Annotated in this window: 21 protein-coding genes; 13 read left to right on the top strand and 8 right to left on the bottom strand. The window is 71.5% G+C overall.

Translation table 11 applies throughout. The features are described 5' to 3' along the window. Positions 1-27: 27 nt before the first annotated feature. Together VFC33_14880 and VFC33_14875 are read left to right on the top strand one after the other, a co-directional pair. Positions 28-1,680: an acyl-CoA synthetase gene (locus VFC33_14880; protein HZR14521.1), complete on the top strand. Its 1,653-nt coding sequence runs from the start codon at positions 28-30 to the stop codon at positions 1,678-1,680. 2 nt (positions 1,681-1,682) lie between these two features. Further along, positions 1,683-3,230, top strand: coding sequence for an acyl-CoA synthetase (locus VFC33_14875; protein ID HZR14520.1), 1,548 nt, complete (start codon positions 1,683-1,685; stop codon positions 3,228-3,230). Between the two features lie 80 nt (positions 3,231-3,310). On the opposite strand, the gene VFC33_14870 is transcribed toward VFC33_14875, so the two are convergent. After that, complete coding sequence (locus tag VFC33_14870) at positions 3,311-3,502, bottom strand: ferredoxin (protein ID HZR14519.1); 192 nt, start codon at positions 3,500-3,502, stop codon at positions 3,311-3,313. A 61-nt stretch (positions 3,503-3,563) separates the two neighbouring features. After that, positions 3,564-4,127, bottom strand: coding sequence for a type 1 glutamine amidotransferase domain-containing protein (locus VFC33_14865; protein ID HZR14518.1), 564 nt, complete (start codon positions 4,125-4,127; stop codon positions 3,564-3,566). A gap of 79 nt (positions 4,128-4,206) precedes the next feature. On the opposite strand from VFC33_14865, the gene VFC33_14860 reads away from it, so the two are divergent. The 3 genes from VFC33_14860 to VFC33_14850 are packed head-to-tail and all read left to right on the top strand — an operon-like array spanning position 4,207 to position 8,848. Continuing rightward, entirely contained in the window at positions 4,207-6,018 is a 1,812-nt protein-coding gene (locus VFC33_14860; GenBank protein ID HZR14517.1) for a glycoside hydrolase family 15 protein, read from the top strand. Positions 6,019-6,060: 42 nt separating this feature from the next. After that, the gene (locus VFC33_14855; GenBank protein ID HZR14516.1) at positions 6,061-7,185 is read left to right on the top strand and encodes an AI-2E family transporter; all 1,125 of its coding nucleotides are present in this window, start codon (positions 6,061-6,063) and stop codon (positions 7,183-7,185) included. Between the two features lie 7 nt (positions 7,186-7,192). Next, complete coding sequence (locus tag VFC33_14850; protein ID HZR14515.1) at positions 7,193-8,848, top strand: N,N-dimethylformamidase beta subunit family domain-containing protein; 1,656 nt, start codon at positions 7,193-7,195, stop codon at positions 8,846-8,848. A gap of 22 nt (positions 8,849-8,870) precedes the next feature. Here VFC33_14850 and VFC33_14845 read toward each other — a convergent pair whose 3' ends face one another. Then, a complete protein-coding gene (locus VFC33_14845) occupies positions 8,871-9,290 on the bottom strand; it encodes a helix-turn-helix domain-containing protein (protein HZR14514.1) in 420 nt (139 codons plus the stop codon). 132 nt (positions 9,291-9,422) lie between these two features. On the opposite strand from VFC33_14845, the gene VFC33_14840 reads away from it, so the two are divergent. The 6 genes from VFC33_14840 to VFC33_14815 are packed head-to-tail and all read left to right on the top strand — an operon-like array spanning position 9,423 to position 15,596. After that, the gene (locus tag VFC33_14840; protein HZR14513.1) at positions 9,423-10,334 is read left to right on the top strand and encodes a S1C family serine protease; all 912 of its coding nucleotides are present in this window, start codon (positions 9,423-9,425) and stop codon (positions 10,332-10,334) included. After that, the gene (locus tag VFC33_14835; protein ID HZR14512.1) at positions 10,331-11,326 is read left to right on the top strand and encodes a trypsin-like peptidase domain-containing protein; all 996 of its coding nucleotides are present in this window, start codon (positions 10,331-10,333) and stop codon (positions 11,324-11,326) included. The genes VFC33_14840 and VFC33_14835 overlap by 4 nt, the downstream gene beginning before the upstream one ends. Positions 11,327-11,355: 29 nt before the next feature. Beyond that, complete coding sequence (locus VFC33_14830; protein ID HZR14511.1) at positions 11,356-12,924, top strand: long-chain-fatty-acid--CoA ligase; 1,569 nt, start codon at positions 11,356-11,358, stop codon at positions 12,922-12,924. A 1-nt stretch (position 12,925) separates the two neighbouring features. Next, the gene (locus tag VFC33_14825; GenBank protein ID HZR14510.1) at positions 12,926-13,912 is read left to right on the top strand and encodes an alpha/beta hydrolase; all 987 of its coding nucleotides are present in this window, start codon (positions 12,926-12,928) and stop codon (positions 13,910-13,912) included. Continuing rightward, on the top strand, positions 13,909-14,748 hold the full coding sequence (locus VFC33_14820) for an SDR family NAD(P)-dependent oxidoreductase (GenBank protein ID HZR14509.1): 840 nt from the start codon (positions 13,909-13,911) through the stop codon (positions 14,746-14,748). The genes VFC33_14825 and VFC33_14820 overlap by 4 nt, the downstream gene beginning before the upstream one ends. Positions 14,749-14,762: 14 nt before the next feature. Then, on the top strand, positions 14,763-15,596 hold the full coding sequence (locus VFC33_14815) for an enoyl-CoA hydratase-related protein (protein HZR14508.1): 834 nt from the start codon (positions 14,763-14,765) through the stop codon (positions 15,594-15,596). Between the two features lie 67 nt (positions 15,597-15,663). Here VFC33_14815 and VFC33_14810 read toward each other — a convergent pair whose 3' ends face one another. The 3 genes from VFC33_14810 to VFC33_14800 all read right to left on the bottom strand — a co-directional run bounded on the left by VFC33_14810 (position 15,664) and on the right by VFC33_14800 (position 19,539). Continuing rightward, complete coding sequence (locus VFC33_14810; protein ID HZR14507.1) at positions 15,664-16,713, bottom strand: TauD/TfdA family dioxygenase; 1,050 nt, start codon at positions 16,711-16,713, stop codon at positions 15,664-15,666. A 2-nt stretch (positions 16,714-16,715) separates the two neighbouring features. Continuing rightward, the gene (locus VFC33_14805) at positions 16,716-18,431 is read right to left on the bottom strand and encodes an amidohydrolase family protein (GenBank protein ID HZR14506.1); all 1,716 of its coding nucleotides are present in this window, start codon (positions 18,429-18,431) and stop codon (positions 16,716-16,718) included. Positions 18,432-18,513: 82 nt separating this feature from the next. Then, the gene (locus VFC33_14800) at positions 18,514-19,539 is read right to left on the bottom strand and encodes an LLM class flavin-dependent oxidoreductase (protein HZR14505.1); all 1,026 of its coding nucleotides are present in this window, start codon (positions 19,537-19,539) and stop codon (positions 18,514-18,516) included. A gap of 91 nt (positions 19,540-19,630) precedes the next feature. On the opposite strand from VFC33_14800, the gene VFC33_14795 reads away from it, so the two are divergent. Then, complete coding sequence (locus VFC33_14795; GenBank protein HZR14504.1) at positions 19,631-20,269, top strand: helix-turn-helix domain-containing protein; 639 nt, start codon at positions 19,631-19,633, stop codon at positions 20,267-20,269. Positions 20,270-20,294: 25 nt separating this feature from the next. Here the strand turns inward: VFC33_14795 and VFC33_14790 are convergent, their stop codons facing one another. Continuing rightward, on the bottom strand, positions 20,295-20,810 hold the full coding sequence (locus tag VFC33_14790) for a GNAT family protein (GenBank protein HZR14503.1): 516 nt from the start codon (positions 20,808-20,810) through the stop codon (positions 20,295-20,297). After that, positions 20,807-22,042, bottom strand: coding sequence for a DUF2786 domain-containing protein (locus tag VFC33_14785; protein HZR14502.1), 1,236 nt, complete (start codon positions 22,040-22,042; stop codon positions 20,807-20,809). The genes VFC33_14790 and VFC33_14785 overlap by 4 nt, the downstream gene beginning before the upstream one ends. 67 nt (positions 22,043-22,109) lie before the next feature. On the opposite strand from VFC33_14785, the gene VFC33_14780 reads away from it, so the two are divergent. Next, the gene (locus VFC33_14780) at positions 22,110-23,111 is read left to right on the top strand and encodes an LLM class flavin-dependent oxidoreductase (protein HZR14501.1); all 1,002 of its coding nucleotides are present in this window, start codon (positions 22,110-22,112) and stop codon (positions 23,109-23,111) included. The last annotated feature ends 1 nt before the right edge of the window (position 23,112 follow it).

The following is a 23,112-nucleotide window of genomic DNA, read 5'->3' as shown; positions in this document are numbered from 1 at the left end:
CGGAACGGAACGTGTTCTACTGCCGCCGTGCCGACCTCCCCCGGCGCCGGCGACGCGCGCGGGCGCCGCAGCTTCAACCTCGCGGACCTCTTCGAGATCGTCGCCGACACCGTCCCCGACCGTCTCGCGCTCGTCGCCGGTGATCGCCGTCTCACGTATCGCGACCTCGACGAGCGGGCGAACCGTCTCGCGCACCATCTGTCGGACGCGGGCGTGGTGCGCGGCGAGAAGGTCGGGATCTACTCGTGGAACCGCGCCGAGTGGGTCGAGGCGATGCTCGCGGCGTGGAAGATCAGCGCGGTCCCGATCAACCTGAACTACCGCTACGTCGCGGACGAGGCGCGCTACATCCTCGACAACGCGGATGTCGTCGCGCTCGTCCACGAGCGCGCGTTCGCACCGCTCGTCGCGGACATCCGCGATGGCGTCCCCCAGTTGCGTCATCTCGTCGTCCTCGAGGACGGCACTGACGAGGACGCGCACGACGCGCTGGAGTACGAAGCGGCGCTCGCCGCGTCGTCACCCGCGCGGGGCTTCCCGCCCCGCTCCTCCGACGACCTGTACATCCTCTACACGGGTGGCACCACCGGGATGCCGAAGGGTGTCGTGTGGCGCCACGAGGACATCTTCTTCGCGGCGATGGGTGGCGGCGGGTTCGGCAAGCCGCCGATCACGACGCCGGAGGAGCTCGCGACGCGCGTCGCGCCCGAGGGTGAGCAGCTGGTCAGCATCTGCAACGCGCCGATGATGCACGGGGGCGGCCAGTGGGTGACGTGCATCGCGTTCTTCGCCGGGAACACCACCATCCTCAACACCGCGCACCACTTCGACGGGCACGAGGTCTGGCGGATGGCCGAACGCGAGGGCGCGCGGTCGATCATGGTCGTCGGCGACGCGATGGCGCGCCCGCTCGCGGAGGCGCTCCTCGATCCCGACCAGCACCACGACGCGAGCAACGTCGTCGCGATCGGCTCCGGGGGAGCAATCCTGTCGCGCGCGGTGAAGGACCAGCTGCGCGCGCTGATGCCGCAGGCCGTCGTCGTCGACAGCTTCGGTGCGTCGGAGACGGGGGCGGGCGGCAGCGTGATGGACCTGGACGGTCCGGCCGCGGGACCACGCTTCACGATGGGTCCGTTCATGACCGTTCTCGACGACGACCTCGTCCCCGTCGTGCCGGGATCGGGTGACGTCGGCCGCCTGGCGCGGTCGGGACACATCCCGCTCGCGTACTACAAGGACGACGAGAAGACCGCGGCGACGTTCCTGACCGCCGCGGACGGCCGCCGCTGGGTCGTCCCCGGCGACTACGCCACGATCGACGCCGACGGCACGATCACCGTGCTGGGCCGTGGTTCGGTGTGCATCAACACCGGCGGCGAGAAGGTGTACCCCGAGGAGGTCGAGGCCGCGCTGAAGTCGCATCCCGACGTGTTCGACGCCGTCGTCGTCGGCGTACCCGACGACCGCTTCGTCGAGCGGGTCGCCGCGATCGTGCAGCCCCGACCGGGGACGAACCCGTCGCTCGACGACGTGCAGGCACACTGCCGAGCGAAGATCGCGAGCTACAAGGTGCCGCGCCAGCTCGTCCTGCTGGACGAGATCGTGCGGACTCCCGTCGGCAAGCCCGATTACCGCTGGGCCAAGGCGACCGCGACGACCGCGACCGCAGGAGGGCACTGATCATGCAGCTCGGCTTCTGGAACCTCGCCACGGAGGATCCCGACCATCTCGCGCTGGTCGATCCGTCCGGGCGCGAGGTCGCCGCCGGTGAGCTGCTCGCCTCGTGCAACCAGCTCGTGCACGGGCTCCGCGCGATGGGGCTGCAGCCCGGTGACGCGATCGCGATGGTGCTGCCGAACTCCGTCGAGGTGTTCGAGCTGTATCTCGCGGTGCTGCAGGCCGGCTGGTACCTGATCCCGATCAACTTCCATCTCGTCGGTCCCGAGATCGCGTACATCGTGCAGGACTGCGAGGCGAAGGTGTTCGTCGCGCACGAACGGTTCGCGAGCGAGTGCGCGGCTGCCGCGGACGAGATCGCGTTCCCGAAGGAAGGTCGCTTCGCGGTCGGCGAGATCGCGGGGTTCCGGAGCTACGACGAGCTGAAGCGCGGGCAGCCGACGTCGCGACCCGAGAGCCGCACGACCGGAGCGGTCATGAACTACACGTCGGGAACGACGGGGCGCCCCAAGGGCGTGCGGCGGAAGCTGCCGGGCGTGCCACCCGACGACATCGCCGTCACGTTCGGCGGGATGCTGCTGCTGTTCGGCCTGCAGCCCGGCGACGACAACGTCCACATCTGCGGCTCGCCGCTGTACCACACGGCGGTGCTCGTGTTCGCGGGCGGCGCGCTGCACCTCGGCTACACCGTCGTCGTCATGGACAAGTGGACCCCGGAAGGGATGCTCGAGCTCATCGAGCGGTACCGGGTGACGAACAGCCACATGGTGCCAACGCAGTTCCACCGGCTGCTCGCGCTGCCCGACGAGGTCAAGGCGCGCTACGACGTGTCGTCGCTGCGCCACATGGTGCACGCGGCCGCGCCGTGCCCGCCGGACATCAAGCGCCGCATGATCGAGTGGTGGGGGCCGGTGATCGACGAGTACTACGCCGCGAGCGAGGGCGGCGGCACGCTCGTGACGTCGGAGCAGTGGCTCGAGCACCCCGGGACCGTCGGGCGCGCGTGGCCGAACGCCGAGATCGTGATCCTCGACGACGACGGCAACGAGCTCGGCCCGAACGAGGTCGGCACGGTCTACATGCACATGGCGACGGGCGACTTCGAGTACTTCAAGGACAAGGACAAGACGCAGCGCAACCGGGTCGGCAAGTTCTTCACCGTCGGGGACGTCGGGTACCTCGACGACGACGGCTGGCTGTTCCTGCGCGACCGCAAGGCCGACATGATCATCTCGGGCGGGGCGAACATCTACCCGGCCGAGATCGAGAGCGTCCTCCTCACGCACCCGAAGGTCGGCGACGCCGCGGTGTTCGGGATCCCGCACGAGGACTGGGGCGAAGAGGTCAAGGCGGTCGTCGAGCCCGCGCCGGGTGTCGAGGCGGGCGACGACCTGCGCGACGACATCCTCGGGTTCTGCGCGGGGAAGCTCGCCCGGTTCAAGATGCCGAAGTCGATCGACTTCGTGGACGAGATGCCGCGCGACCCGAACGGGAAGCTCTACAAGCGCAAGCTCCGCGACCCGTACTGGGAAGGCCGCGAGCGCGCGATCTGACGGGCAACCCCTCCTCCGTTCTGTGAAGCGTCATGCACAAGCTGTGTGTCTGAGGCTTCACAGAACAGGTGGGGTCAGTGTCAGTCCTCGATGGAGAGGGCCTGCTTCGGGCACTGGCGGACGGCCTGCTCGACCTTCGGGCGCATCGACTCGGGCGGGTGCTCGTCGAGGATGTAGAGGACGTCGTCGTCGCGGACCTCGAACACCTCGGGCGCGATGCCCATGCAGATGGCGTTGCTCTCGCAGAGGTCGCGGTTGACGACGACCTTCATCTCCGTCCCCTTCTCCTCGCCGACCGTGGTCCCAAGGGCCCGACGAGACTAGCGAACGGCCTCAGGCGGCGGCTCGCCCGCCGGCGTGCGCGAACACGTCGACCATCGCGGCGCAGAACGCGGGGAGGTCGTCGGGCTTGCGGCTCGACACGAGGTTCCCGTCGCGGTGGACCTGCTCGTCGACCCACTGCCCGCCGGCGTTGCGGATGTCGGTCTGCAGGCTCGGCCACGACGTGAGCGTCCGGCCGCGGACGACACCCGCCTCGACGAGCGTCCACGGGCCGTGGCAGATCACCGCCACCGGCTTGCCCGCCTCGACGAAGCCGCGCGCGAACGCCACGGCCCCGTGATTGGTCCGCAATTGGTCCGGGTTCGCGACACCGCCCGGCAGGACGAGACCGTCGTAGTCCTCGACGCGCGCCTCGTCGACGGTGCGGTCGACGGGGAACGTGTCGCCCTTGTCCAGGTGGTTGAACGCCTGCACCTCGCCGGCCTTCGGCGCGATCAGCACGGGCGTCCCACCCGCTTGCTTCACCGCGTCCCACGGCTCGGTGAGCTCGACCTGCTCCGCACCCTCGTTGGAGACCATGAACGCGATGCGCTTCCCGTTCAGCTCGTCGCTCATCCGTCACTCCTGTCCGTCATTGCGGTTCGATCTCGCCGCGAGATACCCACCGGGGCGTCCGGGTACAACCTCGAGGAGTGTGAACGCTGGTGGCGCAGGCGCGCGCCGTGACGGGGGCTTCGTCCCGATCGGTGACTACGCCGTCCTCGGCGACGGCCGATCGCTCGCGCTCGTGGCGCGGGACGGCTCGATCGACTGGTTGGTCTACGACGGCGTCGACGAGTCGGCGGTGATGTGCGCGATCCTCGACCCGGCCCGCGGCGGCGCGTTCGAGCTGCGGCCCGTCGAGCCGTTCACCACCGAACGCAACTACGTCGAGCACACGAACGTGCTCGAGACGACGTTCCGCACCGCGACCGGTGCCGTGCGCGTCACCGACTGCATCACGCGCTCGAGCTTCGGGCGCCTGCCGTGGTTCGAGCTCGCACGGCGCCTCGAGCCGTTGTCGGGAACCGTGCGGATGCAGTGGCGGGTCGCACCGCGCTTCTCGTTCGGGCAGCACGACGCGACCGTCGAGCGGCGCGGCGACGCGATCACATTCGGCGCGTCGGACGCGCTGCTCGGCCTCGTGGTCACCGGCGCGCCTGCGACGTCGTGCGACGGTCACGACGCGTGGGGTGAGGCCACCGTCGAGGCCGGCCACCGCCTCCTGTTCGCGCTCGTCGGCGTGAAGGGCGGCGCACTCCCGATCCCGACCGCCGAGCACGTCGAGGAGCGCATCCGGGCGACCGTCGACGGGTGGCGGCGGTGGCTGTCCAACTCGTCCTACGACGGTGAGTGGTCCGAGGCGGTCCTGCGCAGCGCGCTCGCGTTGAAGCTCCTCGTCGACCCGCGAACCGGCGCGATCGTCGCCGCGCCGACGACCTCCCTGCCGGAGCGCATCGGTGGTGATCGCAACTGGGACTATCGGTACGCGTGGCTGCGCGACTGCTCGTTCACGCTGGACGCGCTCATGCGACTGTCCCTCCACGAGGAGGCACACGCGAGCGTCGTGTGGTTGCTGCGGGCCGCCGCGCGCACGAGCCCGTGGATGCAGGTCCTGTACGGGCTCGACGGGCGCGTCCCCGACGAGGAGGAGGAGCTCCCGGAGCTGGCCGGGTATCGCGGGTCGAGCCCGGTGCGCAGCGGGAACGCAGCGGGGTCGCAGCTGCAGCTCGGTACGTACGGACACGTGCTCGACACGGTGTGGATCCACGTCCGCGACGGCAACCTGCTCGACCGTTCGACCGGCGCCATGCTCGCGAGGACGGCCGACTACGTCTGCGAGGTCTGGCCGCGACCGGACGCGGGGATCTGGGAGGTGCGCGGCAAGCCCGAGCAGTTCACGTCGTCCAAGTTCGGCTGCTGGGTCGCGCTCGACCGTGCGATCGCGCTCGCCGAGCGCGACCAGATCCCGGGTGACCACCTCGACCGATGGCGAGGTGCGCGCGATGACATCCGTGCGTTCGTCGACCGCGAGTGCTGGTCGGACACGCGGGGCAGCTACACGATGCACGCCGGTACCGACGCGCTCGACGCGTCGTGCCTGCTCGCCTCGCGCGCCGGCTTCCTCGCCGGGGACGACGAGCGCATGACGGGGACGATCGACGCGGTCCGCGCCGCGCTCGCCGAGGGGCCGTTCCTGTACCGCTACGACGAGATGCGCGGGCAGGAAGGGGCGTTCCTCGCCTGCTCGTTCTGGCTCGTCGAGGCGCTCGCCCGGGCGCACCGCTTCGACGAGGCCGGCGCGCTCATGGACGAGCTCCTCCAGGCCTCGAACGACGTCGGGCTGTTCTCGGAGGAGATCGACCCGGCGAGCGGCGAGCTGCTCGGCAACTTCCCCCAGGGACTGACCCACCTCGCGCTCGTGAACGCGGCGTCCGTCTTCAACGAGTGCAAGCAACACTCGTAGCGGTGTGCCGTGCCGCTGCGTCGGTCGGGGTAGACATGTCCGGTGGCGGAACGGCCCGCTCGGGTGCCGCGGTGGCTCGACGTCGGGGCGTCGTACGCATGGCGCGCCCTGCTCGTCGCGGGCGGGATCTACCTGGTGGTGCTCGCGATTGCGCGGCTGCGCGTCGTCGTGCTGCCGCTCGTCGTCGCGCTGTTCCTCTCGACCGTGCTCGTCCCGCCCGCGCAGTGGTTGCGGAAGCGGGGGTGGCCGCCGCTCGCCGCGACCTGGGCGGTGTTCGTGGCCGGGATGCTCGTCGTCGCCGGGATCCTGCTGTACATCGTCCCGTCCGTCACCAACCACTTCTCCGCGCTGCAGCACCAGGCCAACCAGGGGATCAAGCGGATCCAGGACTGGATGGTCCACGGCCCGCTGCACATGTCGCGCAAGCAGGTCAAGCGGGACTTCCACAATTTCGGCAAGGAGATCCAGAAGAACCGGACGAAGCTGGTCGAGGGTGCGCTCCAACAGGCGACCGTCGTCCTCGACCTCGTCGTCGGCGGGATCCTGAGCATCGTCTTCGCGTTCTTCTTCGTGAAGGACGGCTCGGTCATCACGAACTGGTGGCTCGGGATCTTCGACGACGAGCACGCCGCGGACCTCCGCGCGATCGGCGACCGCGCGTGGCGGACACTGAGCGGCTACATCCGGGGCACCGCGATCAACGGCCTCGTGAACGGGACGCTGATGTTCATCGCGTTGCTCGCGATCGGCGTACCGCTCGCAGGTCCGATCGCGGTGTTGACGTTCGTGGGCGGGTTCTTCCCGATCGTCGGCGCGCTCCTCACCGGCGCGCTCGCCGCGCTGCTCGCGCTCGTCGCGAAGGGGCCGCTCGCCGCGGTGCTCGTCATCGGCGTGACGATCGTGATCCACAACGTCGAGGGCTACCTCGTCGGGCCCGTCGTGCTCGGGCGCGCGGTGAAGCTGCACACGATCGTCGTGCTCATCGCGCTCACGGCCGGCGGCGCGCTCGCTGGCATCCCGGGCGCGTTCGTCGCGGTGCCGTTGACGGCCGTCGTGCTGACGATCATCGACTACTACCGTCTCAAGGGCCGCGAACCGGCTGGTGAGACCGCGGCCGAGACACCACCGCCGCCGACGGCGCTGCCGAGGAGGCCGCCGGTAGGGTGACCGCTCGATGGACCGCCGCCACGCGCCGCTGGCGCTCGCCGTCCTCGTCGCGCTGTGCGTCTGGGCGGTCTGGCCCGGCGGGTCGGGGCGGGGGACGACCGCGATCGTGCACACGGCGTCGCGCCCGTCGCGCACCGCCGCGGACCACCGGCACGCGACGACGCGCCCGACCGTCGACGCGACCGCGCTGGCGAGTTCGAGCGCGCCGACGGCGTCGTGGGTCGAGAAGGAGAACCGCAAGCCCGGCACCCGCGACTGGGCGATCACGAACGCCGGTGCGACCCACGCGATCGAGGGCTACGCGGACCAGGTGAGCGTCCAGCAGGGCGACACCGTCCGCCTCTTCGTCTCGACCACGGCGCCCGCGTTCGACGTCGAGGCGTACCGCATGGGCTACTACCAGGGTCTCGGCGGTCGGCTGGTCTGGCGCTCGGCGCAGCAGCAGGGCGTGAAGCAGCCCGATCCCGTCGTCGTCCCACGCGTGAACATGGTCGAGACGCACTGGCAGCCGTCGCTGTCCGTCACCGTCGACAAGACGTGGCCGCCGGGCGAGTACCTGTTCAAGCTCGTCGCGTCGACCGGCGCGCAGCGCTACATCCCGTTGACGGTGCGCGACGACGCCAGCCACGCCGCGTACCTGATCCAGAGCTCGGTCGCGACGTGGCAGGCGTACAACATGTGGGGCGGCTACGACCTGTACCTCGGTGGACCCCCCAGCCATCCGAGCTTCGCCCAGCGCGCGCGAATCGTGTCGTTCGACCGCCCGTACGACCACGACGGCGCGTCGGAGTTCGTCGGCAACGAGCTGCCGCTCGTCTGGCTCGCGGAGTCGAAGGGCCTCGACGTCACGTACTGGACCGACGTCGACCTCCATCGCGCGCCGCAGCTCGTCCTGCAGCACAGGGTGCTCGTCACGCTCGGCCACGACGAGTACTGGTCGACGTCGATGCGCGCCGGCGCCGAGAACGCCCGCGACCACGGCGTCAACCTCGTGTTCCTCGGCGCGAACGCGGTGTTCCGCCACATCCGGTTCGAGCCGTCGACGCTCGGACCCGACCGGCACGTCGTCGACTACAAGAGCGCGAGCGAGGACCCGACGACCGACAAGAGCGAGGTGACGGTCGACTGGCGCGCGCCGCCGCTCGACCACCCGGAGAGCACGCTCCTCGGGGGTGAGTACGAGTGCAACCCGGTCGACGCGGACATGGTCGTGCTCGACGCGTCGCAATGGGAGTTCGCGGGCACGGGACTGCGGAACGGTGCGCATCTCCCGCATCTCGTCGGGAGCGAGTACGACCGGTACAACCCGAACCTGCCCGGACCGAAGAACGTCACGGTGCTCGCGCACTCGCCGGTGCGGTGCCAGCGACGGCCGAGCTACGCCGACATGACGTACTACACGGCCCCGAGCGGTGCGGGTGTCTTCGACACCGGCACGAGCATCTGGGTCGCCAACCTGACGGGTCCGTGCCCGCAGGGCGGGTGCCTGCACAACGACGCCGTGGTGACCGTGACGTGGAACGTGCTCGAGGCGTTCGGCCGCGGTCCGGCCGGCCTGCAGCATCCGTCGGTGTCGAACGCGCAGCAGCTGCCGAACGGCGGTGCGCCGTTGCCGGGCGAGGTGTCCAACCCGCGCGGCGGTCGGGTCTCGTCCGGCGAGTGACGAGGCGGCGCAGGCGCGTGGGTCACGCGTAGCGCAGCGGCTCGTCGTCAGGATCGTCGACGACGCGCTCACACGTCGGGCAGTACCAGCGCGCCTCGAGCGCGCTGCCGCACGCGTCGTGGTGCGGCGTCTCGCCGGCGTCGCCCTGCCGGGCACCCCAGTCTGCGAGGAGGGCGAGCGCGCCCGCGAGCTCGCGTCCTTCGGCCGTGAGCTCGTACGCGTTCCGCAGCGGTCGCGTCGAGTAGGGGCGCGCGACGACCACGCCGGCCTGCTCCAGCTGCTTCAGGCGCTGGGACAGGACGTTCGTCGCGACGTCGCCGAGGTCGTGCTGGAGCTCGGTGAAGCGACGCGGACCGCCGAGCAGGGCGTCGACGACGCGCAGCGCCCACCGGTCCCCGACGCGGGTGAGCGCGAGATCGAGTCCGTCGCCGGTCCGGGCCATCGGCTCCATCTTCTCTGCTCGCCTCCTTCCGTGCCCGGCCCCCGAATCGCGCTTGCATTCCCCGGTCGGTCGGTTGTAGCTTGCGATTCACAAGTTACTTGCTTCTCGCAAGTCAGGATCTGGAGGAAACGAATGAGCCTCACCGAGGAGCTCGAGCAGGCGGCCGGCCGGGCCGCCCAGGCGGCGGGACCGTCGGTCGTGCGCATCGGCCGCGGCCGCGGCCGGGGCGCGGGCGTCGTCGTCGGCGACGGCGTGGTGCTGACGAACGCGCACAACCTGCGCGGCACCGAGACGACGGTGACCTTCGCCGACGGGCGGGTCGTGACCGCGTCGGTGACCGCGGCGGACGTCGACGGCGATCTCGCCGTCCTCGCCGTGGACACGGCCGGCGCGCCCGTGATCGCGTGGGCGCCCGACAGCGAGCTGCGTCTGGGCACACCCGTCTTCGCGCTCGCGAACCCGGCCGGCCAAGGGGTGCGCGTCGGGTTCGGCACGGTGTCGGCTGTCGGCCGGTCGTTCCGTGGGCCGCGCGGCCGACGCGTGACGGGCAGTGTCGAGCACACGGCGCCGCTCGGACGCGGCTCGTCCGGTGGTCCGCTCGTCGACGTCGAGGGGCGGCTCGTCGGCGTCAACACGCACCGCCTCGGCGAGGGCTTCTACCTCGCGCAGCCGGCCGACGCGACGCTGCGCACGCGCGTCGACGAGCTGACGCGCGGCGAGGTGCCGTCGCGACTCCGACTCGGCGTCGGGCTCGCGCCCGCGTTCGCGGCACGGCGCATGCGCCGCGCCGTCGGTCTGCCCGAGCGCGACGGGCTGCTCGTGCGCGTCGTCGAGGCCGACGGTCCCGCCGCACGGGCCGGCCTCCGCGAAGGAGACCTCCTCGTGGAGGCGAACGGGCGTGCGCTGACGACCGCGGACGACCTCTTCGACGTCCTCGACGGCGCCCAGGGAGAGACCGGCGTGACGTTGCGCGTCGTACGCGGCGTCGACGAGATGGAGACGCGCGTCGCGTTCGTCGACCAACCGCAGACGGGCTCGGCGTGAACACGCTGGAGGACCGCCGCGCCGATCCGGACGTCGTCTCGGACGACGACGCGCTCGACGCGTACTCGCGAGTCGTCACGCGTGTCGCACGCGTCGTCACGCCGTCGGTCGCGAGCCTGCGGGTCCGGCGACGCGGTCGTGTCGCCGGTGCGGGATCCGGCGTCGCGATGACGCCCGACGGGTTCCTGCTCACGTCGGCCCACGTGGTCGACGGGTGTGACGGCGGGGAGGCCGGCTTCGCGGACGGGCGCGAGCTCGACTTCGACGTCGTGGGACGGGACCCGCTGTCCGATCTCGCAGTCGTGCGCGTGCACCTGTCCCCGTCCGGTGCGCCGCTGACCGCGGCCGTGCTCGGTGACGCCGCGCGGCTCCAGGTCGGACAGCTCGTCGTCGCGGTCGGCAACCCGCTCGGCTTCGAGGGGTCGCTGAGCGCGGGCGTCGTGAGCGGGCTCGGCCGCTCGATGGTTGCGCGTGGCGGCGCCGCGTCGCGGCTCGTCGAGAACGTCATCCAGACCGACGCCGCGCTGCACCCCGGCAACTCGGGCGGTGCGCTCGCGAACGGACGCGCCGAGGTCGTCGGCGTCAACACGGCCGTCGTCGGGCCCGGCATCGGCCAGGGCCTCGGGCTCGCGGTCCCGATCGACGCGACCACCCGCGCGATCGTCGGCGCGTTGATGCGTGACGGCCTTGTCCGGCGCGCGTATCTCGGCATCGCGGGCGGGACGCGACCGCTCCCGCCACGCGCGACGCGCATGACGGGACGTTCGAACGGCCTGGAGGTGACGACGGTGGTCGCCGGTAGTCCCGCGGCACGAGCGGGCCTGCGACCGGAGGACGTCGTCCTCGACGTCGACGGCATCGCGGTGGTGGGCGTCGGCGAGCTGCAACGGCTGATGACCGGCGAGCGCATCGGCCGGCCGGTGCCGCTGCGCGTGTACCGGAGCGGGGACGTCGTCGAGATCGCGGTGACGCCGACCGAGCTCGCGACCTGACCCGGTGCCGACGCGCGAGGATCCCCGGCATGCCGGGGACCCCGATCGCGACGGTTGCCGATGTCGTCCGCGTCCACGGTCGTGAGCGGCCGGATGCGCCTGCGCTCGTGTCGGGCGGCCGCTCGCTGACGTTCGCGGAGCTCGACCGCCGCTCCAGCCAGGTCGCGCAGGCGCTGCGGGCCGCGGGCGTGCGTGCCGGTGACCGCGTCGCGTTCATCGACAAGAACGGGCTCGAATGGTTCGAGGTGACGTTCGGGCTCGCGAAGCTGGGCGCGGTCAACGTGTCGGTGAACTGGCGCCTCACGTCCGTCGAGATGGCGCAGATCATCGACGACGCGCACGCGACCGCGGTGTTCGTCGGTCCCGAGTTCGTGCCGCACATCGAGAAGATCGAGCACGACCTCCCGCGGATGCACACCATCGTCGCGATCGGCGAGCACGGGCGCTGGCCCGGCTACGAGGCGTGGCTCGCGCAGCACGCGCCCGACGACCCGGGCTTCACCGGCACGGGCGAGGACGTCGCGTTCCAGCTCTACACGTCGGGCACGACCGGCCTGCCGAAGGGCGCGATGCTCACCAACGACAACTTCTTCGCCGGCGTCGCCGGGCTCGCGGACCAGTGGCGGTTCACCGACGACTCCGTGAACCTCGCGATGATGCCGCTGTTCCACATCGCGGGCGCGGGCTGGTCCATGGTCGGGCTCCATCGCGGCTGTCGCACGGTCGTGCTGCGTGAGGTCGATCCCGCCGAGATCCTGCGCGTCATCCCCGAGTTCGGCGTGACGAACGCGTTCATGGTTCCCGCGGTCATCCAGTTCCTCCTCGCGACGCCCGGTGTCGAGTCGACCGACTTCTCGACGCTGCGCGCCCTCGTCTACGGGGCGTCACCCATCACCGACACCGTGCTCGTGCGCGCGATGGAGACGATGGGCTGCGAGCTCATCCAGGTGTACGGCCTCACCGAGACGACCGGCGCGATCACGCAGCTCGACGGGCGCGACCACGACCCCGTCGCGAAGCCGCACCTCTTGCGATCGTGCGGGCGGCCGTATCCGTGGGTCGAGCTCCGCGTCGTCGACCCGCAGACGGGCGAGGACCGCGCGCTCGGAGAGGTCGGCGAGCTGTGGACGCGCTCGCACCAGAACATGGCCGGGTACTGGAACAACCCGGACGCGACGGCGGCCGCGATCACCCCCGACGGCTGGTTCCGCACCGGCGACGCGGGCTACGCCGACGACGACGGGTACCTGTACCTCCACGACCGCGTGAAGGACATGATCGTGTCCGGCGGCGAGAACGTGTACCCGGCCGAGGTGGAGAACGCGCTGATGGCGCACCCCGCAGTCGCGGACGTCGCCGTGATCGGCGTGCCCCACGACACGTGGGGCGAAGCGGTGAAGGCGATCGTCGTGCTCGAGCCCGGGACGGACGTGACCGGCGACGAGCTGATCGCGTTCGGCCGCGAACGCCTCGCGGGCTACAAGCTGCCGAAGTCGGTCGACTTCGCCGCGTCGCTGCCGCGGAACCCGTCGGGCAAGTTGCTGAAGCGCGAGCTGCGCGATCCGTACTGGGCCGGTGTCGAGCGGCGGGTCGGCTGAGGTGCCCGACGTCGCCATCAGCGAGCGCACCGTCGCGACGCGCGACGGTCTCGAGCTGCACGTGGTCGACGCCGGCTCGGGCTTCCCGGTGGTGCTCGCACACGGGTTCCCGGAGCTCGCGTACTCGTGGCGTCACCAGATCCCCGCGCTCACCGCGGCGGGGTGTCGCGTGCTCGCGCCCGACCAGCGCGGCTATGGGCGTTCGAGCCGTCCGGAGGCGATCGAGGCCTACGACATCGAGCACCTGACCGGCGACCTGCTCGCGCTGCTCGACGACATCGGCGAGGAGCGAGCCGTCTTCGTCGGTCACGACTGGGGCGCGATGGTCGTGTGGAACCTCGCGTTGCTCGCGCCCGGGCGCGTCGCCGGCGTGGTCGGGATGAGCGTGCCGTTCGTGCCGCGCGGGCCGATGCCGCCCACCCAGATCTTCCGCCAGGTCGTCGGCGACTCGTTCTTCTACATGCTCTACTTCCAGGAGCCGGGTGTCGCGGACGCCGACCTCGGTCGTGATCCCGCGACGACGATGCGGCGCATGCTCGGCGGTCTCGCAACCGCGTCGGCGGATCCGGATGCGGTCGCGAGCGCGATGACGGGCGACGACCGCGGGTTCGTCGAACGGCTACCCGAGCCCGACCGGCTTCCCGAGTGGCTGCGCCAGGACGAGCTCGATCACTACGTCAGCGAGTTCACCCGCACCGGCTTCACCGGTGGGATCAACTGGTACCGCAACCTCGACCGCAACTGGGCGCTCACCGAACGGCTCGCCGACGCAAAGGTGACGATGCCGTCCCTGTTCGTCGCCGGCGCCCTCGACCCCGTGCTCGTCATGATGCCGCCGGCGGTCATGGACGGTTGGCTCGACGACCATCGCGGCACGGTGATCGTGGACGGCGCCGGCCACTGGGTGCAGCAGGAGAAGCCGGCCGAGGTCAACGAGGCGCTGATCGACTTCGTGCGCGCCGTGCGCGACGCGGAGGGCTCGCGATGACGACGCTGCCGCTCGAGGGACGGGTCGCGCTGGTGACGGGGGCGGCACGTCCGCGTGGCATCGGGCGCGCGACCGCGCTGCGACTCGCGTCGCTCGGCGCGGACGTCGCGTGCCTCGACATCGCGCGCCCATACGAGGACGCCCCGCTGCACGGAACGGCGTCGAGCGACGATCTCGACGACGTCGTCGAGCAGGTGCGCGCGTCGGGCCGCCGCGCCGTCGCGCTGCGCGCCGACGTGTCGGATGCCGACGCGGTCGAGCGCGCGGTCACCGAGGCGACGGACGCGCTCGGCACGATCACGGCCGTCGCCAACGTCGCGGGCGGGAGCGGTCCGGGCTTCGGGCTCGGCCCGCTCGTCGCGATCCCGGTCGAGGAGTTCCGGCGAGTCCTCGACGTGAACGTGATCGGCACGTGGCTCGTGTCGAAGGCCTGCGCGTCGAGGATGGTGGCGGCCGGGGTGGGCGGGCGCATCTGCAACGTGTCGAGTCAGGCGGGCAAGCGCGCCTTCCCGATGCTCGGCGCGTATTGCGCGGCGAAGTCGGCGATCATCCTGCTGACCCAGTGCCTCGCCTTGGAGCTCGGTCCCGCGGGGATCTCCGTCAACGCGGTCTGCCCGGGGACCGTCGACACCGATCTCGTCAACCGCGACGGGATGTTCGAGCAGCTGATGGGAGGCAAGGCGGGGCTCGACGCGTTCGTCGAGCGCGAGATCCCGCTGCGCCGGCTGCAGACCGCCGACGAGATCGCCGCGACGATCTGCTGGCTCCTGTCGGACGACGCCGCCGCGGTGACCGGCGAAGCGGTCAACGTGAGCGCCGGGCAGACGATGGTCTGAGCGGGCGGCGCGGGATGTACGAGCAGATCATCTACGAGGTCGACGACCCCGTCGCGACGATCACGCTGAACCGGCCCGACGTGCTGAACGCGTGGACGGTGCGCATGGGCAGGGAGGTCCGTCACGCGGTGGCACGCGCGGAGCGGGACCCGGCCGTCGTCGGCATCGTGATCACGGGCGCTGGTCGCGCCTTCTGCTCGGGCGCGGACCTCGGGGTGCTGTCGTCACTCGCGAGTGGTGGAGGCGCCGGCGACGCGGGAGACAGCGACGCGCTCGACGTGCGACGCGACCCACCGCTGCCCGAGGACTTCGCGGGCGAGTACACGTACCTGCTCGCGACGCCGAAGCCCGTCATCGCGGCGATCAACGGGGCGATCGCCGGGATGGCCGTCCCGATCGCGCTCTGCTGCGACCTGCGGTTCATGGCGGCCGACGCGCCGTTCATCACGGCGTTCTCGCACCGCGGTCTCGTCGCGGAATGGGGATCGAGCTGGCTCCTCCCCCGCCTCGTCGGGCCGGCGATCGCGCTCGACCTCCTGTTCTCGTCCCGCCGGATGACGGGCGAGGAGGCTGCGCGTCTCGGCGTCGTCAACGCCGCGCTCCCGGCCGACGAGGTGGTGGACCACGCGCGCGCGTACGTGGAGGACCTCGCGGCGCACGCGTCGCCGACGTCGCTCGCGATCATGAAGCGTCAGGTGTACGAGCAGCTCCACGCGGGACTCGGCCCCGCCGAGCGTGAGTCGCAAGAGCTCATGGTCGAGAGCTTCGGTCGCGCCGACTTCGCGGAGGGCGTGGCGTCGTTCCTCGAGAAGCGCCCGCCGAGGTTCCCCCGCCTACCCCGCGAGTAGCCCCCACGCTTCTGTGAAGCATGACGGCCGGCATGCGGCCGGAACGCTTCACAGAACGGAGCGGGCGTCAGACCTTCAGCTCGCTCTTCGTGCGGCCGTAGCGTGACCACCAGTCGCTCCGCCCCGCGAGGCGGAACGGCTCGGGCTTGTCGTCGTCGCTCAGCACGTCGGTCTCGAGCCAGAGCCGCTTGAGATGACGGATGCGGCCCGACGGCCGGTCGTCCACGTACGCGTCGCGGGCGTGGAGCACGTGGTAGTTGTCCACGAACTGCATGTCGCCGGGCTGCATCGTCATCGACGCGTGGAAGCGCGGGTCGGCGCAGAGCTCGTCGACCCGGTCCATCGCGGCCCGTGCCTTGTCGGACGGTCGGGGCGCGTCGGCGTGACGGCGGGCGGCTTCGATGTACGGCCGGATGTAGCGCACGAAGAGCCGGTCCCCGCGACGCGTGAACACCGGCATCGTGTACCAGGGCTTCGTCCCCGGCGCCTGCTCGCCGCGGAAGTCGTACGCGAACGGCGCGTACAGCTCCGCCGCGAGATCGGGCTCGGTGCGGACCATCTCGTTGTGTACCGCGACCGCGTTCGCGACCAGGCTCGCGCCCCCGCTCGCGCCCGCGTCGAGACAGAACAGCCCGACGAGATCGGACCCGTCGGAGTGGAACGGAAAGGCGATGCCGCCGATCTCGTTACCGCGCGACGTCGGGTCGCTCGCGGCGCGGCCCTGGTCGGTGACGTCACCGAGCAGGTGGCCCTTGGCGTTCTGGGGCCAGGGCCGGCCGAGGTGCATCCCGACACCCCAGTAGATCTTCGACGCCCGCTCCTTGCCGTACCGCTCGACGGGCACACCGCGGATCAGCACGACCCCGCGCCCGTCGATCAGGTCGCGCGCGACGCGGTCGAGCTCCGGTGCGAGGGTCGGCAGCGGGAACGAGTCACGCGTGATGTCGAGGACGTCGTCGGTCACGAACTCGGCATGGCGCAACGCGGCGTCGAGCTCGTCGACGTGCGCGTCCGTGAGGTGGAAGACATAGCCGTCGCCGAGCTCGTCGCTCCGCCACTCGCAGTGCGTCTCGAGCGGCGTGAGCGTCGCGGGATCGGGGATCGTCGTGGCGGTCATCGTCAGCGCGCCTCCGTCGTCGGTGCCGGCCGTGGTCCGCGGAGCAGACGGCCGGGCAGCGGTCCGGTCGCCTCGCCGTGCTCGTACGTCGGGACGCCCCCGGCGATCGTCGTCACGTAGCCGTCCGCGCGCTGCACCAGACGTCTCCCACCCGCGGGCAGGTCGTGACGCATCTCGGGCCGGCGCGCGGTCAGCCGGTCGAAGTCGATGACGTTCACGTCCGCGCGGTAGCCGGGTGCGAGCACGCCCCGGTCGTGCAGCCCGACGGTGCGCGCGGTGGCGCTCGTCTGCCGCTGCACGAGGAACGGTACGTCGAGTCGCCCGTGGTCGCGGTCGCGTCCCCAGAGCGTGAGCAGCGTCGTCGGGAAGCTCGCGTCGCAGATCGTGCCGACGTGCGCGCCACCGTCGCCGAGACCCACGACCGTGTTCGGGTGGGCGAGCATCTCACCGGCCGCGTCGAGGTTCCCGTCCTCGTAGTTGAGGATCGGCACGTACAGGAACGCGTGCCCGTCCTGTTCGACGAGCAGGTCGTACGCAAGGTCGAGCGGCGCGCGGCGTTCGCGTACAGCGCGCGCGGCGATGCTCGACGACGCATCGGGCTCGTAGTCGGGCGGGTCGCCGAGCTCGTACACGCGGTCGAACGCGTCGATGACGCGCCCCGGCTTGTGCTCGCCGGCGGCGTCGAGCACCCGCTGCTTGAACGACGGGTCGCGCATGGTCGCGACGCGCTCGGCGAGCGGGAGTGCCGCGATCTCGCGGTAGACGTGGTTCGTGAGGAGCGGGTGCAGCGTGCACTCGAGCCCGAGCAACAGGCCGACCGGCCGGGGCGCGACCTGGCCCGTCATCCGGACGCCCTCCGCGTTCGCGCGCTCGAGCAGCTCGAGCTGCCGGCGCCACGTCCCGGTGCGCGTCTGCAGCAACGTGAACGACAACGGTCGCCCCGACTCCTGCGACATGCGACGGAAGATCGCGAACTCGGCATCCACGTCGGCGAAGTCCGACACGACCTGGAGGACGCCCCGACCGGTCGCGCCGATCGCGGTCGCGATGCCGACGAGCTCGCCCGCCTCGGCCGTGAGCGTCGGCGTCAGCTCGCCCCGGCTCGTGCGGTGGTTGAGCGTCCGCGACGTCGAGAAGCCGAGCGCGCCGGCGTCGACCGCCTCGGCCGCGAGCTTCGCCATCAACGCGATGTCCTCGTCGGTCGCCGGCTCGCGACGGGCCCCGCGCTCACCCATGACGTGCAGCCGCAGCGCACCGTGGGGCACCTGGAGCGCGACGTCGACGTCGAAGTGACGGCCGTCGAGCGCGTCGAGGAAGTCCGGGAACGATCGCCAGTTCCAGGTCAGCCCCTCGTGCAGCGCGACGCCGGGGATGTCCTCGACGCCCTCCATGAGCTCGACCAGCCGGTCGTGGTCGGCGTCGCGCACGGGTGCGAAGCCGACGCCGCAGTTCCCGGCGACGACCGTGGTCACGCCGTGCCAAGAAGACGGGATCATCCGCTCGTCCCACGACGCCTGCCCGTCATAGTGCGTGTGGATGTCGACGAACCCGGGCATGACGAGCAGGCCGTCGGCGTCGATGACGCGACGCGCGGACGTGTGCAGGTTCCCGACGTCGGTGATCGTCGACCCGTCGATCGCGACGTCCGCCGTGCGCGCCGGGGATCCCGTTCCGTCGACGACCGTGCCGCCGCGGATCAACAGGTCGTGTTCACTCATGCTTGCCCCCTCTCGGCGCTTCGCGCCGGGCCGGTCGGGCCACGCTCGCTGCTCGGCGGGATACCCGCCTCCCGACGCTCGCTCATGCCTTTGTCTCCTCGCGGACGGCGGGCAGCACCTCGCTGGTGAGGAGCTGGTACGCGGTACGGGCGTCGTCGCGGTCGGCGCCGAACGTCGCACCGGTGATGACGAAGCGGTCGATGCCGAGGCCCACGAGCGTACGGAGCCGGGCGGTGCAGTGCTCGGGCGGGCCGACGATCGCGAAGCGGTCGACGAAGTCGCGCTCGAGCGCGGCGTTGTGCGCGGCGGAGTTCCGGAGGTGCTCGTTGCTGTCGTAGCGGCGACCGACCTCCGCGACGACCGCACGGTCGTGGTCGTCGAGCCCGGCACCGGTCGACCCGGGCATCGCCGAGAAGTGGGCAAACGCGGACACCGCACCGGCGATCAGGCCGCGCGCGACGTCGACGTCCCGATGACACCCGATGTTGACGTACGCGCCGAACGAGAGCTCGGCGGGATCGCGGCCCGCGTCGGCGGCGGCCTTCCGCGCGAGGTCGACCGCCCATGCCACACGGTCGGGATTGGCGCCGACCGCGAACGTGACGCGCTCGGCGACCCGCGCCGCGAACGTGATGACGCGTGGTCCGGACGACGCGACGTCGAGCGGGACCTTCGGTTGCCGCGCGCGTGCCAGCCAGAGCAGGCGACTCGGTCGGCCGTTGCGCTCGACCGTCCCGCCGGCGAGATAGGTGTGCAGCTCCGTGACGCGCGCGGTGAAGGCGTCGACCGTCATCGGCTTGCGTCCGAGGTGGAACAGCGCGGTGTCGCCCCGGCCGATCCCGAGCACGAACCGCCCGCCGGACGTCTCCTGCACGGTGGCGGCAACCGTCGCGAGCGCGGCGGGATCACGGGTGGCCGCGTTCGTGACGCCGGTCGCGAAGCGGAGACCGGCGACGTGGTCGGCGGCGAGCGCGATCGCGACGAACGGGTCGCCCACGAGGTTCTGGCTGTCGGTGAACGTGATCCCGTCCCAGCCGCCGTCGGCGGCCCGCTGGGCCTGGGCCACGGCCGTGCCGACCTCGGGCATGCCCATCGTCCACAGCTCCACGCCTCATCCCCCGGTCTCGGCTGCGCCCCGCAACGCACTCTAGAATCGAACGCTGTTCGAATCAAACGACGTTCGATTTCCTCGGGGGTCGGTGGTGGCGGGACGGGCGACCAAGACGAAGTGGGGCGACCGCACGCGGCGGCGCGCCGACATCCTCGACGCGGCCCGGACCCGGATCACCGAGTCGGGGTACCTGTCGCTCAACATGCGCGACCTCGCGGCCGGTGCCGGGATCTCGCCCGCGACGCTGTACTCGTACTTCGCGACGAAGGAGGAGCTGTTCGCGACGCTCTACGCGGAGGCGATCCGCGCGCACACCGAGGTGCTGCGCGGGGTCGTCGACGGCGCGGGCGACCTTGCCACGCTGCTCGAGCGGGTGATCGGCGAATACCTCGAGCTGTACCGCAGGTTCGGCCGGCACTTCACGCTGTGGTCGACGCTGCGGCACGACACGCACGAGGAGCCGGCGCCGTTCCCACGTGACCTGATCGTCGAGCTGCGCGCGGCGACGCTGGCGAACAACGAGCTCTTGATGCGCGCGATCCGCGACGCCGCCGCGCGCGACGGCCGGCGCGTCGCAGACGACGAGCTCGTGCCCGCGTTGCTGTGGTCGGCGATGAACGGCCTCGCCGACCACTTCACGAGCGAACGCCGCGCGCTCGACCCGTTCCCAGCCGAGCGACTGCTCGAGTTCGCGGCCCGACGTCTCGCGATCGCGATCACCGACTGACACGCGCGGCCTCGGCGTTCGTTCGCTATGCCTCGGTCAGCTCGCCGGCGAGGAGGTCCATCAGCAGGCTGTCGTGCCAGGTCCCGTCCGTACCGCGCTCGGCCTCCCGCATGATCCCGACCGGCCTGAAGCCGACCTTCGTGTAGCAACGGATCGCGACGACGTTGTCGGCGGCGGGATCGATCGTGATGCGGTGGTGGCCGTGGTCGACGAACAGGTGGCGCGCGAGCGTCCGGACGGCGTCGGTGCCGATGCCGCGACCATGCAGCGCGGGGTCGACGTAGACGTCGATGCTCGCGTGCCGGTAGTCCGGCTCCTCCTCGGCCTGCCACTGGATCCAGCCGGCGACGCGCTCGTCGTGGAGGATCACGTAGCCGGTGCTGCCCGGCTCGGCGAGATCCGCCTCGACCGCGGCGACCATGTCGTCGCCACCGCGCCACCATCGGTGGACCTGCGGCGTCGCGCGCAGCCGGGCGAGGTCCGGCACATCGTCGTGCGTCGCGCGACGCAGCGTCACGAGCGCACCCGACAGGGTGGTCACGCGCTCTCGCGCCCGATCGGCGCGGCCACGGAGATGTCGGCCTGGTCCGCGAACACGCGTCCCGCGACCCAACCTTCGCCGTCGGACGCCGAGAGACGGATCGATCGGAGCTCCGAGGCGTCGAACGTCGCGTCGAGCGCGGCTTCCGCGGCCTCCGCTCGCGCTCGCAGCAGCGGCACGAGCGCCATGCCGGTGTCCGCCGATGCTGCCGCGACGGTCGCGTCGACCGTCTCGCGCAGCCGCTCGCCGATTCGGTAGGCGAAGGACAGCAGGAACGACCGGCGGAAGCGCGCGGTGCGATTTCGACCGTACGCGTCGGTCTTCGACCCGGCCCGGTTCAGGGCACCGGTCGCCTGGACGAGCAGCGACGTGAAGAGCTCGTCGACACCGTCGAGGTCGTCCGGGAAGCCGAACACCGTCGCGAACCCGAGGTGCTTCTCGAAGACGGCACGGCAGCCGTTCGCGCGTCCGATCTGCGCCAGGAGGACGAACTTCGGATCGGCGTACGGGTTGTCGATCCAGATTCGCCGACCGGCGGCCTCCTCGCGGGTGCCACTGTGGGCGTCGAGGACGGCGCGGTCGATGCGGTGACGCGCCATCAGCTCCTGCGCCTTCGCGGTGAACGCCTCGGCCTCCGCCTCGAACGTCGTCGACTCGGCCTTGGCCAGCAGCGCGCGCACCTTGTCCAGGAGCGCGTGCGGCAACGACGAGTCGTGGCGCTGCTGCCCGATGCGCCAGTCGCTCGGTGGCGGGACGAGACGGGGCAGCACGCGCAGCCGCTGCAACATCCCCGAGACGTGCACAGCCGCGACGAGCGCGTCGCGCCACGATCGCCCGAGCTGCACGAGATACGGACGCTCGGCGTCCCAACTGCGCACGGCGTCGATCGCGGCGAGCTGGGCCATCCAGTCGGGCGCGACGCGCCGGCCGAGACGCTCGTAGCTCGCCGACTCGGACGCGATGACCCACCGGAGGAGCAGCGCGGCGCAGTCGTCGAGGAGACGGTCGGCGAAGCGAGTGACGTCTGCCGGTTGCCAGCCGCGCGACCAGGCGGACACGACCGCGCCCTCGAGCACCGTGGCGATCTCGTGGGCGGTACTGCGGCTCGGACGCGCCGCGAGGCAGTCGACGAGGGCGTCGAAGCGACGCACGTCACCGATTCGCGCCGCGACCCACGCCTCGTCCAGCAGGTCGAGCACGTGATGCACGTCTGATCGCGCCTGCGTTTCCATGCGCACGTTGTACCGCAGGGGTGTGTCAGCGAACGGGCGACCCACGACTGCGTAGCCTCTCCGGCCGATGGAGGTCTGGCTGCACTCGTTCTCGTTCGCGCACCGGGTGGCACCCGCCGCAGCCGACGCCGAGCGGCTCGGTTTCGACGGCTTCATCCTCGCCGACAGTCAGAACCTCAACGCCGACATCTGGGTCGAGCTCGCGCTCGCCGGCGCGGCGACGTCGAGCATCAGGATCGGACCCGGCGTGACGAACCCCGAGACGCGCGACGTCGCGGTCACGGCGTCCGCCGCCGCGACGCTCCACGACGAGACCGGGGGTCGCGCGGTTCTCGGCCTGGGTCGGGGTGACTCGGCACTGTCGCAGCTCGGTCGCCGGCCCGTCCCGCTCGATCGGTTCGAGGACGCGCTCGTCGATCTGCAGGGGTACCTCGCCGGTGACGCGGTCGCGCGCGACGGCACCGACAGCAAGATCCGCTGGCTCCCCGACGACCGCCTGGCGAAGGTCCCGGTCTCGGTGGCGGCATCCGGACCGCGCGTGATCGCGATCGGGGCCCGTCATGCCGAGCGGATCGACTTCACCGTCGGAGCCGAGCACGACCGTGTCCGTTGGGCCGTCGGCACGGCGCGCGCGGCAGCACGAGAACGACCCGTCTCGCTCGGCGCCTTCGTCAACGTCGCGGTCCACGACGACCGGGCCGTCGCGCGCGACCTCGTGCGCGGCAGCACGGCGATCCTGGCCCGGTTCTCCGCGGAGGGCGCACCGCCCAACGGCCTCTCCGACGTGACGCGCACCGGCATCACGAGGCTCGCGGCCGAGTACGACCCGTCGCGTCACGGCGACGCGAGCGCACCTGCCGCGCGGCATCTCGACGACGACTTCGTCGACCGGTTCGCCGCGATCGGCCGCGCCGACGAGGTCACGGAGCGGCTCGCCGGGCTGGCCGCGCTCGGCATCGACCGCGTGATCGTCGTCGCGGGCTCGCTCGACGCGGACCCCGGCCTCGTCGCGGAGTCGAACGCGCGCTTCGCCGAGCAGGTCCTGCCCGCGTTGCACGACACGCGCTGAC

The sequence above is a fragment of the Acidimicrobiia bacterium genome (assembly GCA_035651955.1).
In the GTDB taxonomy this organism is placed as follows: Bacteria; Actinomycetota; Acidimicrobiia; order IMCC26256; family JAMXLJ01; genus JAMXLJ01.
This window is presented reverse-complemented; position numbering and strand designations above follow the sequence as displayed.

Coding starts and splice junctions, on each gene's coding strand:
- VFC33_14875 (HZR14520.1), top strand. CDS start 1,683: ATGCAGCTCGGCTTCTGGAACCTCGCCACGGAGGATCCCGACCATCTC.
- VFC33_14850 (HZR14515.1), top strand. CDS start 7,193: ATGGACCGCCGCCACGCGCCGCTGGCGCTCGCCGTCCTCGTCGCGCTG.
- VFC33_14805 (HZR14506.1), bottom strand. CDS start 18,431: ATGAGTGAACACGACCTGTTGATCCGCGGCGGCACGGTCGTCGACGGA.
- VFC33_14810 (HZR14507.1), bottom strand. CDS start 16,713: ATGACCGCCACGACGATCCCCGATCCCGCGACGCTCACGCCGCTCGAG.
- VFC33_14845 (HZR14514.1), bottom strand. CDS start 9,290: ATGGCCCGGACCGGCGACGGACTCGATCTCGCGCTCACCCGCGTCGGG.
- VFC33_14780 (HZR14501.1), top strand. CDS start 22,110: ATGGAGGTCTGGCTGCACTCGTTCTCGTTCGCGCACCGGGTGGCACCC.
- VFC33_14815 (HZR14508.1), top strand. CDS start 14,763: ATGTACGAGCAGATCATCTACGAGGTCGACGACCCCGTCGCGACGATC.
- VFC33_14870 (HZR14519.1), bottom strand. CDS start 3,502: ATGAAGGTCGTCGTCAACCGCGACCTCTGCGAGAGCAACGCCATCTGC.
- VFC33_14840 (HZR14513.1), top strand. CDS start 9,423: ATGAGCCTCACCGAGGAGCTCGAGCAGGCGGCCGGCCGGGCCGCCCAG.
- VFC33_14830 (HZR14511.1), top strand. CDS start 11,356: ATGCCGGGGACCCCGATCGCGACGGTTGCCGATGTCGTCCGCGTCCAC.
- VFC33_14865 (HZR14518.1), bottom strand. CDS start 4,127: ATGAGCGACGAGCTGAACGGGAAGCGCATCGCGTTCATGGTCTCCAAC.
- VFC33_14785 (HZR14502.1), bottom strand. CDS start 22,042: ATGGAAACGCAGGCGCGATCAGACGTGCATCACGTGCTCGACCTGCTG.
- VFC33_14820 (HZR14509.1), top strand. CDS start 13,909: ATGACGACGCTGCCGCTCGAGGGACGGGTCGCGCTGGTGACGGGGGCG.